This window comes from Methylococcus mesophilus (assembly GCF_026247885.1).
Lineage (GTDB): Bacteria > Pseudomonadota > Gammaproteobacteria > Methylococcales > Methylococcaceae > Methylococcus > Methylococcus mesophilus.
The window spans coordinates 379704-395545 of record NZ_CP110921.1 but is presented as its reverse complement, the minus strand read 5'-3'; the positions used below and the strand labels follow the sequence as shown (position 1 = coordinate 395545).

Genomic DNA, 15842 nt, shown 5'->3' with positions numbered 1-15842 from the left:
GGCGAGGACGCCTGCCCAGGATAGAATCGGGCCATTATAACAAAAGCGTCATCCCTTGCCCCGCGCTCATTCCTGGGGCATCGCAGCCCTGACCGCGTCGTATTTCGGTGCGCCAGGCTGGTCTCTGTATTCGAGCAGGCCCCAACTGCCCCAGCGGGTATATGGTCCCACGCTGTTCCACAGGTTGTAGAGTCCGCCGCCCGACGCCCGCCAGTCTTCCAGATGGCGAAGGTAAGCATCACCCATGCGGTCGTCCCGGTTGGCAGCCACGAACAGGGCAGTGATCGCCGGCTCGTTGCCGGCCTCGCCCACCCCCACCAGATGCTGGCCGCCTTCATAGGCCACCAGAGCCAGCCCGTATTCGCCGGCAAGCCGCTTATTTTCCTGTATCTGCCGCCTGGCTTCCTCCAAGGCCCCCCCGGCCGGGCCGCCGGGAAGCTCGCCGCCGTGGAAGATCTCGGCAAAAAGGCGGTGCAGTCCCCCGTCGGGATCGGCGCCCCAGTTTTTCACTGCCGCCGCATGTTCAGGCAGGCCCAGGTAATGGCCGAAATAGGGAGCGATGGCCAAAGCCCGAATATGATGGCGGTAGCACGGCGCGCCGCCGCTTTCGGCCCGCCACAATGGACAGTCCAGCGCCTGGCGCGCGGTCCAGGGATTGGCCGCCTGGCTTCCCATGACGCAGACGACCCGGTCCGCCTCTTCCGCCCACACCGCTTTCCAGATGTCGCAGACCTGCGCCGTCCGCATTCCGTACCACTGCAACCTCTTGCCGTATGCGCTCTCGCCCGCGTCCGGCCATTTCGCCAGCGCCTGCTCCTCCATCCAGCGCCCGGCGGAGAAGGCATCGTTCCAGGCTTCGTTGCCATACTCGACATACACCTGGATGCCTTGGTCGAGTCCCCGCCGCACCAGCGAGGCGAACTGGCGGACGTAACCGTCGTCGGCGCGGGCGGGCATGTTCACCCAGATGTCCGCCTGCAGCCGGTTGCCCAGTGCCGGGATCATCTCGGCTGGCCCTCCATCACCGGACTCGAGCGCCCAGGTTCGGCTCTCCGGAACGGTGCGATCAGTCCAACTCACCGCGGCGGAATCGTTGGTTTTCTGGTAGGCCATGAAACGGATGGCGCGGAACTGCGCCAGGTTGCGCAGGAAGCGAGGATCGAAGAATCGGGTCTGGCCCTCCTCCTCGAACGGCCGGCAGGCGCGCTGTTCTCCGCATGCCCCGAAATCCATGCAGTAGGCGGGGGCCGGCCCGTCGCACGTGCCGCCTTCCGGGATCACGCTGATATTCCGGATGTAGTCGCCGCTGCCCGCCGGGTCCGTCGCCAGAATGGCGAGTTCGAACCAGGAATCGCTGCCGTCGCCGGTTACCTCGACGATGTCCCGTCCAGGCACGGACAAGGCGGGATTGCGGGCGGCTCCCCGCGCATAGCCGAGCGTGCCCTTGCCCTGGTAGAGAACGATGAAGCGCCCGGCCGGGCGTGAACGACTCAAGCCGGTGGGCACCAGCGTCGCGACGGAGGTGAAACGGACGCCAGTGGCGGAGCTTGGAGCCGAATCTGGCAAAGACTTCGGATAGCCCGCCGCATCCAGCGCCAGCTTGTCCTGCTCTAGCGTGTTCCAGGCGCTCGCGCCGGGAGGCCAGCCTTCCTCGCCGCAGCCCGGATCGCGCCCGGGCTGGCACTGGGTAAGCCACGGCCCCGAGAGTTTCAACAGATCGACGAAAGGAATTTCGGTGCCATAGTAGGCCAGGCCCGCGACGTTCACGCCGATACCAAAGCCGGAGTCCGGCACCGGCGCCGGAGAGTCCGATTCACCGCAGGCCGTCAGAATCAGCGCCAGCGCTGCCGTGTAAAGTCCGCCGTTCCGACGGCCGCCCATCGGCCCGGACACCGCGTCCGCCGCCCGGCGAAGTCTCAAACCCGCCGGTTGCCGCGCATCCATACCTTGCCACGGCGTGCCAGGGCAACCAGAGTCCGCACCAGAGGCCAGCGGTCGTACCACCGGTTGGGATAGATATCGCTGCGCGAACTGCGTTGCCATCCGAGGCTGGGCACCGCCACCAGGGTCAGGACATCGGGATTCTGCTGCCGGAACGTCGAGTACGCCCCGTCCACGTGCATGGGGCCCCCGTCCGGATGGCCCGGCGGGCGCTGCAACAGGGCGTCGAGAAAAGCCAGGAGGCGTTCGATGACCGTGCCGTTGACCGCATAGAAGTGCGCGGTGACGACGGGACCGCCGTAGGGCTCCAGATGCGCCCTGTCCAGGCCGGCTTCGGGCAGTTCCAGCACATGGCCGAAGAACGCGAAATCCCACGGGGTTGCCCGCAACTCCCCGAGCAGCTTTTCTTCGACCGCCGGAAAGTGCGCATCGATGGTGAGGTCATCCTCGAGTATCAGGACATTGCGGAGACCCTGGGCCCTGGCTTCGCGCAAAATGCCCAGATGGCTCATGAAGCAGCCGTGTGCGCCTACGCTGGGGAACGGTCCGGCGGATTCGGGCCGGATTGCCGGGAAAAACTCCACCCGTCCGGGCTCCGGGGACATTCCGGCCCGTTCCAGCTCTTTCTCCATCTCGCGCCGACGGTCCTTGCGTTCGGGCAGATTGATGATGTAGCAGCGGTCGAAATAATCCATCAGCGGCATGGCTTCCTCCTCCGGTCGTTACCGCCCATCATACCGCAGCCATCGTGCGGCCAGATGCACCGCAGCCGGAGGCAGGCGCACGTGGCAAAATAACGCGCCCCTCGACTTACCGGAACTGCATTCCATGGCCGACGACCACCGCAACGCCCATACCCGCCTGTCCAGGAATGCCATCGCCAGCGTCGTGGGGCAGATGATCTACCTCGTCACCCGTGTCGGCCTGCCCCCGTTCATCCTCCTGCACGTTTCGCTGCAGGACTACAGCATCTGGGCCACCTGCTTCCTGGTGCTGGGATACATCGGCATGAGCACCTTCGGCATCGCCGGGGTGTACATACGCTATTCGGCCGAATACTACGCCCACGGCCGGCTCGACGAGATAGGCCGCATGATGGGCGCGGGCATCTGGCTGACGCTGGCGCTCGGGAGTCTCATCCTGGGTGCGTTGTGGATCTCCATGCCCTGGCTCTACGCCTGGTTCCACGTCGAGCCGGGGATGCAGGAAACGATGCGCATCCTGGTACTGGGTGTGGTGGGGGCGATGCTGCTGGAACTGCTGATTCCTTATGGCTACGTCATGGGGGGCATTCACCGTAATGCGGAAAATGCGGTGATCTCGCTGGTCTGCTCGACCCTGGAGGCCGTGCTGATCGTCGTCTTCCTGCTCCAGGGCTGGGGTCTGGTCGGGATGATGGCAGCCTACGTGCTGCGCGCCGTGTTCGCGCTGACGTTCACCCTGACCTGGTTTCACCGGCTGCTGCCTGGATTCCGCATCCATCTGTGGGGGCTGGGAAAGGCCCCGTGGCGGCCGTTCCTGCAATACGGCGGCGTCATGCAGGTGAACGGCCTGCTCAGCGTATTCCTGAATACCAGCGAGCGGGCGCTGGCCGGCTACGTCACCCACAATCCCGGCGCCGTCGGCCTGCTGGACATCAGCCAGAAGTTTCCGATGATGGCCACCCAGCTCTTCAATTCGGCGACCAACAGCCTGCTGTCGGCGATCACGCACCTGCACACGCTCGGAGAGCGCGAGGAACTGGTGCGGCTGTATCTGCGTTCCTCGCGCTACCTGAACGCGCTCAACGGCTTGGCGCTGGGGTTCATGGCGCCGTTCTCGGCGGTTCTCATCACGGCCTGGATGGGCCACAGCGTCCCGATCGCAGACGCCGGCACCCTGCTGCTCTACGCCGCGGTCGGTTTCCATGTCCATGCGCTGACGGCTCCGGTCACCAGCTACTTCCAGGCGGTGAATTCGCCCGCCCGCACCTTCTGGGCCTTCATCGTGCCGCAGATCGTCCTGCTGGCGATTGGGCTGGCCTGGGTGATGTGGCGGGGTCAAACCGGCCTGCTCTCCCTGGCCGGGATGATCATGCTGACCCGGATTGGAAGCAGCCTGGGCGTCATCGTTTACGCCAATGCCCAATTGGGTATCGGCCAGCTCCGGTTTTTCAGAGAGGTCGCCCCCATCGGCGCCCTGCCCTATCTGGTAGGCTATTTGGCTTATCAAGCCGTTTCCGGCTGGGCCGGACTTGCCGAACTCACACGTTGGGAGGCTCTCGGAGTATTGGCATTACTGGGCGTTGCCTATTCCGCAGTCACCCTCGGCCTCGTGTTCGCCTTCCTGTCCCGGCCCGACGAACGGCAGATCGTCTACGGTGCCCTGGCCAGGCTGGGCTGGAAGCCGCGCGATGAGCGTCGGGCCGGCGACTCTCCTTCGCACTTGGCCCAGACCGGGTTCAGCCATTGGCCGGCCCCGGTCGCCGCATTGGGCGTATTTGTGGGCGTCGGCCTGTTGTATGCGTTGGCCATGCCCGATGGGCTCCTGACCAACCTCAGAATGCCCACCGTCGAGCCGGTGCGGGAGTGGATGTCCGGTTTGACCGTGCTCGGCATGGGGCTGTCGGCAGGCTTCGGCGGGCGCTGGGCCGACCGGGCCGGACCGCGCCCACCGCTTTTCGCCGCCTGCGTTTTCGTCTTCGCCGGTCTCCTCTCGGTGCTGCTCGGCGCGCATCTCCAAACTGCCGTCCTGATTTTTCCCGGCTATGGCATTGCGGTCGGCCTTGGCTTGGGGCTCGGGTATGCGGCCGCGATGCCCGCCCTGATGCGAGCCTTTCCCGCTTGCCGCGGACTGATGGCCGGGCTGGCGCTCGCGGGTTTCGGCGGTGGCATAGCGTCGGCCGGGCCACTGGCGGACGCAATCCCGAGGATCGTCGGCAATCCCCAACCCTTGGGAACGGCGGAAACCGTGTTTGCGCTCGGATTACTGGGCTTGGCCTTGCTGCTTGCCGGTTGTTTTGCCATCCGCGTGCCGCCTTCGGAAGGCACCCTCCCCACGATACGGGAATGGCGGTCGCCGCGGTTTTACCTGCTTTGGCTGATGTTCTCTCTAAGTACCGCCGCGGGAATCGGCCTTTCGAGTCTGGCCGCGCCGATACTGCGGGGTATGCCCGACGCGGCCGGCACGGCCGCGGCACTCGTCGGGTTCCTGGGGCTGGCCGACCTCGGAGGCCGTCTGGCCTGGGGCTGGGCGTCCGACCACATCGGCCGCAAGTCGGCCTATACGCTGGTCTTCCTGGGAGGAGCGGCGCTCTGCATGGCTCTGCCTTTCGCCGGTCTGGCCGGCAACGTTCCTGTTTTCGTGGCTTGCTGCGCTGCCGCGGTGAGCCTTTTCGGTGGCGGACTCGCGGCCTTGCCCGCCTATGCGGCGGATTTATTCGGAACTCTTCGGATCGGGCAAGTCTACGGCAGCCTGCTGACGGCCTGGGCGGTGGCGGCGGTAGCCGTTCCGCCGCTGGTTTCCCGGGCGGCAACTTGGCTGACCGGCCTCGGCCTCGCCGAGGCCCATGCCCGGTTCGCCATGTTGTGGATGGCGTCCGGCCTGCTGCTGATCGGTTTTCTCTGTAATCTGCTGGTCAGCCAGACCGAAGAGGCCAGCGCGTCATAAGACCCGTCTGAACCGGAACGGCACCGCCGCCTCGAACCGCCGCACAGCCTCGCCGGCCCCGCCCCATTCCCGACTGCGCCGCTGCATGTAGCTCTCCGCCCAGCCGGTGAGCATGAAGAACATCGGCACCGTCTGCTGACCCATGAACACCGTGCCGATGGCGACGAAATAGGCGAGATAGATGCCGGCAAGCGTGAAGGACAGCGAGCTTCCCGGCGGGCCGGTGGGCGGCTGGCGCAGCCCGTAGATCAGGAGCCGAGTCATCGTGCCGAGCAGCAACAGCAGGAAGAACAACGAGGCCAGGTAGCCGTGCATCAACAGCAGCAGCAAAAAATGGTTGTCGATGGACTCCGCGCCCGGCACCTTCGGCCATTTGGTCAGGCCCCAACCCCATAGCGGCTCCTGGTTGGCGATGTCCATGTAGTGCTCGATCAGCTCGTACCGGTAGGCGGCGGTTTCCTGATTCGGGTCCTTGGCGTTTTCGCGGCCGACGGAGGCGTAATCGAGAAAGGCGATGACGGCAGGAATTCCGACGATGACCATCCCGCTCAGGATTGCCGACATCGCCACCCGCCGGTACTTGCTTCTGCCCACGGCGACCAACCCGGCACCAATGAAGGCGGCGAGCCAGGAGCCTTTCGCCAAGGTGATGAACAGGCCGCCGGCGGTGATGAGGCTCAGCCACAGCGCCGGCTTGTAGGGCAGCCAGGGCAGCAGCCGGAACTTGTCCGGCCAGGCACCGGACCATTGCAGCCAGCGCTGCAAGCGGAAAGCGACGATCATCATAATCCCCGCCAGCAGGGCATGGGCGTAGGGACCCGCCGCCCGCGCCAAGCCGAAGCGGAAGGTCGTGACCCACTCCATCCCCTGGCCGGGAAAAAACCGGTCGAACACGAAGCGCCATGGGTTCATCCCCAGGCGGAGCTCGATCAGGTTCAGGATCGAAACGGCCGCCATCGACAGCACGCAGACCTTGGCGAACAGGAAGCGGTTGCCGAACGGCTCGATCAGGCTCTTCGCCAGCAGATAGGGGACGACGCCGCTGAACAGCATCGCGAACATCAGGTTCTGGGCGTCGGAATAGCCGGAAGCGCGGTATTCGGAAATCGACACGCACAGCGCGTAGCCGAACACCCAAACATCGTTCAGGCTGAAACGGTAGCCGGGAAAGCCGGTCATCGCGAAGCTCGCCGCCACCGCGACGCAGGCCGCCTGGTTGAAGGTCGGGTCCGGCAGGCCCGGAAAGATGCAGCGGTAATAATCCGGAAGGAGCAGCAGCACCGGCAGATAGACGCGGAGAAAGGCGTACTGGGTATCGTGCCGGGTGGCGATCAGGAAGGCCGCGATGCCGGGCAGCAGCGCGATGTAGGACAGCATCAGCCGCCGCGTGCACGCTCGATGGGACGGGCGGGAACCCCGGCCACAACCGCGCCGGCGGGCACGTCGCGCGTCACAACCGCGTTGGCGCCGATCACGGCGGCCTCGCCGACGGTGACTCCCCGCAGGATGACCGCGCCCCGCCCGATCCAGGCGTTGCGCCCGATCCGCACCGGCTTGGCGTCATGGCCGGTGTCCCGCACGGAGCGGCCTTCGGCGACACGGTGGTTGGCGTCCCGGATGCTGGTGTACTCACCGACCATCACGCCGTCTTCGAGGACGACCGAGGCGTAGGACACAATGTGCACCCCGCGCGACAGCACGGCGCCGTCGCCGATCTCGATGCTGCCTCGATCCTGGGTTTCCAGGTACAGCCCCGGATAGAGGTACAGGTTCCGCCCCAGATGGATGTTCCTGCTGCCGTGCAGTTCGGGCGTCCCCAGCACCACCACGGAGGGGTCCAGGGGCGAATCGAGGGCCGCCTTGAGCCGCGCGTGGGCCCACAGGCGGCGCCAGGATTCCAGGCGGTTTGCGATCGCCGCGGCGGGATTCAATAAGCCCAGCAGGAGGCGTTTGGCTGTTCTGGACATGGCATCACTTGTACTCGATGAGAAACCGGCCGCGTCTGCGCCGGCGGTCGATCCGGCAGGCGATCTGGCCGGCCAGAATGGGGATCTGCTGGAGATGCGAGTGGATGCCGTAGAGCAGAAGCGTCCAGAGCCCCCCCCCTTTCCAGCGCGCCTTCCAGGCCGAGCGCAGGGCCAGCGCCAGGAAGACCGCCAGCGCCAGTCCCAGGGGCAGCAAAGTCCTGGTGATCACCGAGGCCACGGCTCCGGCAGCGAACAGGAAGCTCAGGAAACCGCCGCGCACCCGATTCCGCCGCGCATCCTCCACCCAGAGCGGAAATTCCGTGTGCCGGAGCCGCTCGGATACTTCGGCATAGGCATAGCCCGCCCGGAACGCCCGCTTCCAGTAACTCGCCCAGGTTTTCATCGCCAGGTCGTGCCCGGTCATGGGGCGGTCGACGTGCAGGATGGAGAACCCCTGCGCGCGGATGCGCTGGCACATTTCCGGCTCTTCCCCGGCGATCAGGCTGGCATCGAAACCGTCGACGGAGCGAATGACGTCGGCGCGCACCAGCGCATCGCCCCCGCAGAAATCGGAAGGGCCCGGCGGATAGACCCAGTCGAGGTCCAGCGCGCGGTTGAACAATGACTGTTCGGGATGGAGCTCGCGCCGGTGCCCCCACACCACGGCGACCTTCGGATCGCCGAACTCGGGCAGCGAGTCGGCCACGAAATCCGGGTGCAGCACGGTGTCACCGTCTAGGAAGAGCAGGTACGGCGCTTGGGCTTCCCGCCAGCCGGCGTTGCGTCCGAGGGCGGCGGAGGGCCGTTCGGGACTCACCTCGACGACTCTTGCGCCGAACGCGCGCGCGCGCGCCACGCTGTCGTCCCGCGAGGCCGAGTCGACATAGATGATCTCGAACGGACCGCCGGGGTCGCGCATTCCGCACACGGACGCAAGACAACGGCTCAGGCGCTCGCCCTCGTTGCGTCCTATGACCACGACCGAAAGCAAAGGCTGGATGAACGGTGTCGGCTCAGTCATTGGCAAGCTCCTTGAACAGATTGGCGTAGCGCTCCAGCCCCGCCTTGCTCGAATAGCGCTCGCGCAGCCTGGCGTCGGCCGCCGCGACCACCCCGTTGATGCCCGCGGCCGGCAGGCCGGCCACCTCTTCCAGCACGACTCCCAGATCGCGGGCGTCGCCGGCACGGAACTGGAATCCCGAAATGCCGGGTTCGATCAAGGAAGCCGCACCGCCGGCGTCCGGCACCAGCACGGGAATGCCGGCGGCCATGGCCTCCAGAATGGCGAGGCCGAACGGCTCGCACGGGCACAGATGCAGCAACAGGTCGCTCTCCGCCAGGACTTGCGGAATCCTGTCGCTGAAGCCTTCGAACACCACGTTCGGATGCTGCTTTTCCGCCCGCTCCCGCAGTGCCTCCAGGTCCCAGCCGGTACCGCAAATGCGGAAATTCAGGCTCTGAAGTGCAGGATGCCGGTCCAGACAGTCGAGCAGCAAGTCGATCCGCTTGATCGGATCGACGCGCGAAACCACGACGACGCTGCGGATCCCAGCGTGGAATGCGGACCGCCGCGGGGCCTCGGCGATCTGCCGGTCCGGCAGGAAATTTTCGCACACGTCGATATCGGCTTCGGCGACGCCGTGAGCGAGCAGACGGTCCCGGACGAAATTGGACACCGCGACGAAGCGTAGCCCTCTTCCGTTCAAGATACGTTTGCGCCCGTAGCTTTCGCGCTCATCCGTGCCGCCGTGCACGAGATGGATGTGCACGTTGCGACGCCGGTATAGCAGGTTCCAGGCCAGGAATATCATCGAATGGCTGACGCCGGTAGCGGCGAAAGCGATCCGGCGGTGACGGGCGATCCAAGGCCTAAGTTTGACGGCCAGGTCGCGCGCGCCGCGGAATTCCGCGGTCCGGATCTCCAGCCGCCGCGCCTCGCCCAGGGCGGGGCCGGGCGGGGCGAACAGGACGGGTTCCAGGCGATCGCGCAAACCGTCCAGGGTCGCCAGCGCCATGCGCTCGGTGCCGTAGAGGTTGCCGCTGTGCAGCACGTAAAGAAACGCCGGTTTCATCCCTCCAGCCTCCTCGATGTGTGTTCCTGCCCATTTTCGTGGCTGGCGGCGGCCAATGCGAATTCCTCGGCCAGTTTGGCGTAGTAGCCGCCGCCCCGGTAGACCTCCAGACGGGTGACCACGAAGCCCACCGCCTTCGGGTCGATCTTCTGCAGGATGCCCGCCGCTCTTCGCAGTTCGCCCGGTTTGACCTGGCCGGCTCCGACCAGCATCAGAGTGACGTCCGCGGTTTCCACCAAGTATTCGGTATCGGCGGACAACAGCAGGGGCGGCCCATCGATCAACACCAGATCGTAGGCCGCCTTCAACTCGTCGAGGCACCGGCGCAAGACGGGATAGGCGAACAACTGCCGACCCGGCGCGCTTCCTGCGCCCAATCGATCGGGCAGTCCGCCCGCTGCGGCCACGACCGCCGCCGGAGCTTCGCCCGAGCCGGCCAGCAGTTCGGCCAAACCCGGCTTGGCCGACCCGGCCCGGTAGCGAGGGTCGGGCTTGCACGGATTGGCTTCCACGACTACCGTACGCACACCAAGTACGGCCAATTCGGAGGCCAAGTCCAGGGCGAGGCCGGTCACCCCGGCCTCCGGCTTGACCGAGGTCAGCAACACCAGCCGGGCGGCCTGCGACTCGCGCTCCCGGTTAACGGCGATGGCCAGCCGGCGCAGTTGATCCGCCCTCATCCGCTTCAAGTCGGGGCTGCCGTGATGTTCGACGAACCAGGCGACCGGCCTGTGCCCGATGATCTTGGCGACCTGACCGGTCGTGCGGATGCGCTGATCCAGCATGTCGAGCCCAACCGGCGTGGCGACGCCCAGGATCATCGCCAGCACCAACACCACGGCAAAAAGCTTCTTCCGGCCGCCTTTGATCGGAAGCTCCGGGGAACGGGCATAGGTTTCGACACGAACGAAACCGGGCGCCCGCGACTCCAACTCGAAGAATTCGATACGACCGTCGATCACGTCTAGCTGTTTCCGGCTGCGTTCGATTTCGTCGTTGAGGCTCAAGGCTTCGTTGTACAGCGCAGCGAACCAGGAGGCCTTCTGGCGGAACGATTCGAGCTGTTGGGAAAGTTCCTGTTCGATCTGGCGGTCGCGCTTCACGTCGGACCTGCGCTGGTCGATGAGGCTTTTCGCCACCTGTTCGGTGAGCTTGTCGACCGTGCGACTGAGCTCCTCGTCGATTTCCTTGAGTTCACGATCGATCTGAACCTTCAGCGGATGCCTCGGATCGAGACCGCTGGTCTGCTGCAGCAGGTCGCTGCGGCGCTTATAGAGGCTGCCTTTCAGGCTGATCAGCCCCGGGTCCTTCTGGATGGTGTCGAAAGCCGCCGCGGCGATGGCGTCCTGCCCCTGCCGGCTGCTTCTGTCCTCGAACAGCGCCAGCGCGGCCTCGCTCGCCAACCGGTTGCGCTGGGCCGTCGCCAGAGCGTTCTGGCTTTCGCCCAGCAACTTGTCATAAGGACTTGCGATCTGCTCGCTGAACGTCGTTATGCTCAGCTCCTCTGCAATCTTGGTGCGGCGGGCCAGGTGCGCGTTGATATCCGCCTGGATCTGGGTCCGCCTTTCCTGCAAGCTGGCCAAGCGAACGTTGCGGGCAAAAAAGGAATCCGACTCACGGGATTTTTCGAGATAGGTGTCGACGATGGTGTTGACCAGTTCGTCGAGATAATCCGGCGTGGTCGATTCCAACGTGACCGTGATGAGATAGCTGTCCTTGACCGGCTTCACCTCGAGCGCGGCTTGCAGCCGCTCAGCGGCCCGCCGGTCCGACTCCTTCTTCAGTTGCCAGGCGTAGCGTTTGTCGCCGAGCTTGGCCAACGACTCCAGCAGAATGTCGTAGCGCGGTACGGTCAGCGCCTGATGCTCGATGAACTGGTCATAGGCGGGGATGTCCAGCTCCTTGGATTCCTTGAGGATGTTCACGAAATGCGGTGCTACGTACAGCACCGCGGTAGCCGAGTAGACAGCCGTGCCCTTGACCCAGGCAAATCCTGCCCCCAGCACGACGACCACGGCCATGACGATCAGAGCGATGCGCCGATGCCTGCGGAAGCTCACCAGCGGCATCAGCGTGCCGCCGGATTGCGGCGGAGTCGGGCTAGTCTCGGCGCCGGATGCGTTCATTGTGACCGCGCTACATTGTGCCGATCTGGCGAAGCATCCAGGCCTGCATGAACGGGTTGGCCCGCTGCAGAACGAAGCCGATCTTCGACGCGGTATTCATGGGCACATAGATGATGTCGCCGTGTTCCAGGGCAAGCGACAGGCTGGGATCCGGTCTCATGATATCGCTCAGGGCTATTTGCAGGTTAACGCCCTTTTGCGGGCGAATCAGGTGTATTTCTCCCTGGTGGCCATCCGGCGTAGGACCGCCGGCCTGCCCCAGCGCATCGACGAAGGACATCCGCGAAGTGAGCCGGTAGGCGCCCGGCTTGTTGACGGCGCCGAGCACGAACACCTGGCGGTCCGAAGCGTCGGGGATGTACACCACGTCGTTCCGATGCAGTTGCACGTTGAGTTGCAGATCGCCCCCCAGTAGCCTTCCGATGTCCACCCAGAGGATACGGTCGTGCCGAATCACCGCGCAGCTCGTAAGCACCTGCTCCGGGCGGATCAAAGGGAACACGCCAGCTTTCGACAGGATTTCCAGCAGTGTGGGGGGCGTATCGAAAGGCACCGGGCCGGGATGTTCGACCCGGCCCAGCACAGTGACGCGGTTGGAAGCGTATTGAAGCACCCGCACCGTGGTGAAGGGATCACGATAATACTTGCTCAATGCCTTGCTGATGGCATTCGCCGCCCCTTCCCGCGTCAGGTTGCGGATGGGAATGTTGCCGACCACCGGCAGGGTGACATAACCATCCGGCCCGATCACCTGAGGACCCGAAAGCTCGGTCCGGCCGACCACGTCGATGTTGATCTGGTCTCCGTCGCCGACCCGATAATCGGTGACGGTATCCTCCTGGAAAGCCCTGAGCACATCCGCCGGCGACATCGTCTCAGCCTTCTGCGGCGCGCTGAACGCCTCCCGTGCGCCGGGTGTGGCATCCGGCACCGATTCCCACGAACCGCACCCTGCCAGTCCCGCGATCAGCGCGAAGCTCGTGACAATCCCAGCCAGACGGCACGGTTTCATCTTCCAGCGTCCCTGTCGGCGATGGCTCTCGATGGCCGCGACGAATCCCTTCGGCCGGAAATCATTCGGCCGACGTGAGATAGCCGACGGCGCGCTCTGCGTCGGAGAAAACCAGGAAAATCTCGTTGAGCCGGGTCAGTTCTATCAAGGCCTGGATTTCCGGGGACAGCCCCGCCAGGACCATCTTTCCCGACCGTACTTCGATGGCCTTGAAGGCGGCGATCAGCACCGACAGTCCACTGGAATCGACGAAGCTCACGTCGCCCAGATCCACCACCAGGCACCCGGTGCCTTTTTCCACGACGGCCAGAAGCTCGGCCCTGGCTTTGGCAGCATCCGCCATCACCAGGCGTCCGCCGAGCTCGGCGATGTCCACGTTGTCCTGCGTCCTGTGCTTGAGAAGCATCCCCCCTACTCCTGGCATTCATCGAGAAATGGCTATGCTTGGTTATTGTAGTTAGAACGGTTTCACAAAGTCGATGAGATTGCACGGCACGCTGTCCGCCCATGGCCGGGCGGGTGCTACAATTCCGTGCGCCCGTGGGGCAGCAAGCATCGGCTCGATCGCTATCGACTGGGGAAAGTATGGAAAACTTCGGCAGATTGCTCCTTTCGGCCTACCAGTGCGCGCCGGGTATGGGATCGGTCTCCCAGATCGGCTGGGAATGGTATTCGCGGCTGGCCGGGCGCCTTCCACTCACCCTGGTGACCCACGTGCGCAACCGGAAGGTGCTGGAAGAGGCCGGTGCCCCGCTGCCCGGTACCGACATCGTTTACGTCGACACTGAGTGGTTCGCCGGCCCCCTCTACCGTCTGGCCTCCCGCCTGTTTCCCCGCAGCGAACATCCGGTATTCCTGATCTCCTCGCTGGATTTTTTCGTTTACGACCGGCTGGCGCTGCGCGTGCTGCGGAAGCTCCGCAAGCAAGGGAAAAGCTGGGACCTTATCCATCAGCCGACGCCGGTGTCTCCCTTGGCGGCCACCACGTTGCACCGGTTGGGGTTGCCTTTGATCCTGGGTCCCTGGAACGGTGGCTTGAAGTCGCCGGACAACTTTCCCGAAATCATGGCCGCCGAATCCGGCTGGCTTTATCCGGTGCGGCGGCTGGGCCGGCTGGCGGACCGGCTGCTCGGCTCCAGCCGGAATGCGCGCTTGATCTTGACCGCCACCGCCGCCACCCGCGCCGACATGCCGCAACGCTACCGACCGAAGTGCCGGGACATGCTGGAGAACGGTGTAGACCTCGAAGTCTTCCGCGCCGCGCCCTGGCCAGCACCCCCCGGCAAGGGGCGGCCTTTGCGTATCCTTTTCGTCGGCCGTCTGCTTCCCTTCAAGGGGGTGGCCATGCTGCTCGAAGCGGTGGCGAGGGTCTGCGCCGGGGCGCCCGTCCATGTCGCCGTCGCAGGCGCCGGCCCGGAAGAAAATTCGCTGCGGCAAAAGGCAGAAGAACTCGGGCTCGCCCCTCACGTTGAGTTTCTTGGCTCCCTCCCCCACGCCGAAGTGGCCCGCCGGTTGGCCGAATCCCATGTGTTCTGCCTGCCTTCCATCCGCGAATCGGGCGGAGCGGTGCTGCTGGAGGCGATGGCCGCCGCAAGGCCGGTCGTCGCGCTGGACTACGGCGGGCCTTCGGAAATCGTCGACGGCGAGGTCGGCGCCCTGGTGCCCGCCACCGGCTGGAAACCCGTCGTGGAAGGACTCGCCGGAATCTTCGAAGACATCATCGGCGATCCGGAGAGTTGGCGCCGCCGCGGCCAGGCGGGCCGCCGGCGGGTCGAACAGCGGTATTCCTGGCCCGCGAAGATTGACTCGGCATTGTCCCTCTACCGCGAATGCCTGGAGAGCCGATGACCGCCACCTACAAACTGGCTTATCTGGTCAGCCAATACCCCGCCATTTCCCATACCTTCATCCTGCGGGAAGTGCTCGGCCTCAGAACGAGGGGTTTCGCGATCCGCGTCGCCTCGGTGAACCCGCCGGATCGGCCGCCCGAAAAACTGACGGCGGAGGAACGGCAGGAGGCGGACGCATCCTGGTATCTCAAACCCCAAGGCGCGGTCGGCGCGCTGAAGGCCCTGTGCCTGACCGCCCTGCGCCGCCCGTCGGCCCTCGCCGCAGGCTTGTGGTTCGCGCTGCGGCTTGGCGGCACCGACGTCAAAAAATTGGGCTACCAACTCGCCTATTGGGTGGAAGCCGTCATGCTCGGCGACTGGATGCGGCGGGCGGGGCTTTCCCATCTGCACGTCCATTTCGCGACGCCCGCCGCAATGGTCGGCCTGATCGCCAGCAAAATTTTTCCCATCGGCTTTTCCTTCACCGTACACGGTCCCGACGAGTTCTACGACGCCCCCGGCTACCGCCTGACGGAGAAGGTTGCCGGCGCCGACTTCATCGTCTGCATCAGCCACTATGCCCGCAGCCAGTTGATGAAGCTCTCGCCGGTGGCGCACTGGAACAAGTTAGAGGTCTGCCGGCTCGGCGTCGATCCCTCCCGTTTTACCCTGCGTGAGAGCAAATCTGCCGGCGCCGTGTTCGATCTGCTTTGCGTGGGCCGTCTGGTGCCCGCCAAGGGGCAGCACATCCTGCTCGATGCGTTGGCCCTGCTGCTCGCCCGCGGCCGCCGGGTCCACCTCACCCTGGTCGGCCAGGGACCGGACCGCCCCTCGCTGGAAGCCCAGACCGCTCGGTTGGGGCTGGAAAGCGCCGTCGGCTTCGCCGGGGCCGTCAACCAGGACGAGGTGTTCGGCTACTACGCTGCCGCCGACGCCTTCGTGCTGCCCAGCTTGGCGGAGGGGCTGCCGGTGGTGCTGATGGAGGCCATGGCGCTGGGCGTTCCCTGCATCACCACCCACATCACCGGCGTGCCGGAACTGATCAGAGACGGCATCGAAGGTTTGCTGGTCGCGCCGTCCGATGTCGAAGGCCTCGCCGCCGCCATCGAGCGGCTGATGGACGATCCGGCGCTCCGCAGCCGACTGACGGAAGCCGGGCGCGCCAAGGTGCTGGCCGAATACGAACTGGATGGAAGCATCGCGCGGCTGGCGGATGTTTTCGCACACCGGCTTTCCCCTTCCTGACC

12 protein-coding genes are annotated in these 15842 nt (G+C 65.3%); 3 read left to right on the top strand and 9 right to left on the bottom strand.

Going from position 1 to position 15842, the window contains the following annotated elements:
- Positions 1-66: 66 nt before the first annotated feature.
- Together OOT43_RS01910 and OOT43_RS01905 are read right to left on the bottom strand one after the other, a co-directional pair.
- Entirely contained in the window at positions 67-1944 is a 1878-nt protein-coding gene (locus OOT43_RS01910; RefSeq protein WP_266022983.1) for a cellulose-binding protein, read from the bottom strand.
- Complete coding sequence (locus tag OOT43_RS01905) at positions 1917-2645, bottom strand: glycosyltransferase family 25 protein (RefSeq protein WP_266022981.1); 729 nt, start codon at positions 2643-2645, stop codon at positions 1917-1919. The genes OOT43_RS01910 and OOT43_RS01905 overlap by 28 nt, the downstream gene beginning before the upstream one ends.
- A gap of 124 nt (positions 2646-2769) precedes the next feature.
- Here OOT43_RS01905 and OOT43_RS01900 point away from each other — a divergent pair, with 124 nt between their 5' ends.
- Positions 2770-5589, top strand: a complete 2820-nt coding sequence (locus OOT43_RS01900; RefSeq protein WP_266022980.1) for an MFS transporter — start codon at positions 2770-2772, stop codon at positions 5587-5589.
- Here OOT43_RS01900 and OOT43_RS01895 read toward each other — a convergent pair.
- From OOT43_RS01895 to OOT43_RS01865, 7 genes are all read right to left on the bottom strand, one after another.
- Entirely contained in the window at positions 5584-6966 is a 1383-nt protein-coding gene (locus OOT43_RS01895; RefSeq protein WP_266022979.1) for an O-antigen ligase family protein, read from the bottom strand. The genes OOT43_RS01900 and OOT43_RS01895 overlap by 6 nt on opposite strands.
- Complete coding sequence (locus OOT43_RS01890; RefSeq protein WP_266022978.1) at positions 6966-7556, bottom strand: acyltransferase; 591 nt, start codon at positions 7554-7556, stop codon at positions 6966-6968. Before OOT43_RS01890 ends, OOT43_RS01895 begins: the two co-directional genes overlap by 1 nt.
- A 4-nt stretch (positions 7557-7560) precedes the next feature.
- Positions 7561-8577: a glycosyltransferase gene (locus tag OOT43_RS01885; RefSeq protein WP_266022977.1), complete on the bottom strand. Its 1017-nt coding sequence runs from the start codon at positions 8575-8577 to the stop codon at positions 7561-7563.
- Positions 8570-9628, bottom strand: a complete 1059-nt coding sequence (locus tag OOT43_RS01880; RefSeq protein WP_266022976.1) for a glycosyltransferase family 4 protein — start codon at positions 9626-9628, stop codon at positions 8570-8572. The genes OOT43_RS01885 and OOT43_RS01880 overlap by 8 nt, the downstream gene beginning before the upstream one ends.
- A complete protein-coding gene (locus tag OOT43_RS01875) occupies positions 9625-11754 on the bottom strand; it encodes a GumC family protein (RefSeq protein ID WP_266022975.1) in 2130 nt (709 codons plus the stop codon). Before OOT43_RS01875 ends, OOT43_RS01880 begins: the two co-directional genes overlap by 4 nt.
- Positions 11755-11764: 10 nt before the next feature.
- The gene (locus OOT43_RS01870; RefSeq protein WP_266022974.1) at positions 11765-12766 is read right to left on the bottom strand and encodes a polysaccharide biosynthesis/export family protein; all 1002 of its coding nucleotides are present in this window, start codon (positions 12764-12766) and stop codon (positions 11765-11767) included.
- 61 nt (positions 12767-12827) lie between these two features.
- A complete protein-coding gene (locus tag OOT43_RS01865; RefSeq protein WP_266022973.1) occupies positions 12828-13172 on the bottom strand; it encodes an STAS domain-containing protein in 345 nt (114 codons plus the stop codon).
- Between the two features lie 179 nt (positions 13173-13351).
- Between OOT43_RS01865 and OOT43_RS01860 the strand changes: the two genes are divergently transcribed.
- Both OOT43_RS01860 and OOT43_RS01855 read left to right on the top strand, forming a co-directional pair.
- Positions 13352-14614 carry a glycosyltransferase family 4 protein gene (locus OOT43_RS01860; RefSeq protein WP_266022972.1) on the top strand — a complete coding sequence of 421 codons (1263 nt, stop codon included), beginning with the start codon at positions 13352-13354 and terminating at the stop codon, positions 14612-14614.
- Complete coding sequence (locus tag OOT43_RS01855; RefSeq protein WP_266022971.1) at positions 14611-15840, top strand: glycosyltransferase family 4 protein; 1230 nt, start codon at positions 14611-14613, stop codon at positions 15838-15840. Before OOT43_RS01860 ends, OOT43_RS01855 begins: the two co-directional genes overlap by 4 nt.
- Positions 15841-15842: the final 2 nt, after the last annotated feature.

Bases quoted from the DNA above. Each gene is read 5' to 3' on its own strand.
- OOT43_RS01910 (WP_266022983.1), bottom strand. From the start codon at position 1,944: ATGGATGCGCGGCAACCGGCGGGTTTGAGACTTCGCCGGGCGGCGGAC.
- OOT43_RS01905 (WP_266022981.1), bottom strand. From the start codon at position 2,645: ATGCCGCTGATGGATTATTTCGACCGCTGCTACATCATCAATCTGCCC.
- OOT43_RS01900 (WP_266022980.1), top strand. From the start codon at position 2,770: ATGGCCGACGACCACCGCAACGCCCATACCCGCCTGTCCAGGAATGCC.
- OOT43_RS01895 (WP_266022979.1), bottom strand. From the start codon at position 6,966: ATGCTGTCCTACATCGCGCTGCTGCCCGGCATCGCGGCCTTCCTGATC.
- OOT43_RS01890 (WP_266022978.1), bottom strand. From the start codon at position 7,556: ATGTCCAGAACAGCCAAACGCCTCCTGCTGGGCTTATTGAATCCCGCC.
- OOT43_RS01885 (WP_266022977.1), bottom strand. From the start codon at position 8,577: ATGACTGAGCCGACACCGTTCATCCAGCCTTTGCTTTCGGTCGTGGTC.
- OOT43_RS01880 (WP_266022976.1), bottom strand. From the start codon at position 9,628: ATGAAACCGGCGTTTCTTTACGTGCTGCACAGCGGCAACCTCTACGGC.
- OOT43_RS01875 (WP_266022975.1), bottom strand. From the start codon at position 11,754: ATGAACGCATCCGGCGCCGAGACTAGCCCGACTCCGCCGCAATCCGGC.
- OOT43_RS01870 (WP_266022974.1), bottom strand. From the start codon at position 12,766: ATGAAACCGTGCCGTCTGGCTGGGATTGTCACGAGCTTCGCGCTGATC.
- OOT43_RS01865 (WP_266022973.1), bottom strand. From the start codon at position 13,172: ATGCTTCTCAAGCACAGGACGCAGGACAACGTGGACATCGCCGAGCTC.
- OOT43_RS01860 (WP_266022972.1), top strand. From the start codon at position 13,352: ATGGAAAACTTCGGCAGATTGCTCCTTTCGGCCTACCAGTGCGCGCCG.
- OOT43_RS01855 (WP_266022971.1), top strand. From the start codon at position 14,611: ATGACCGCCACCTACAAACTGGCTTATCTGGTCAGCCAATACCCCGCC.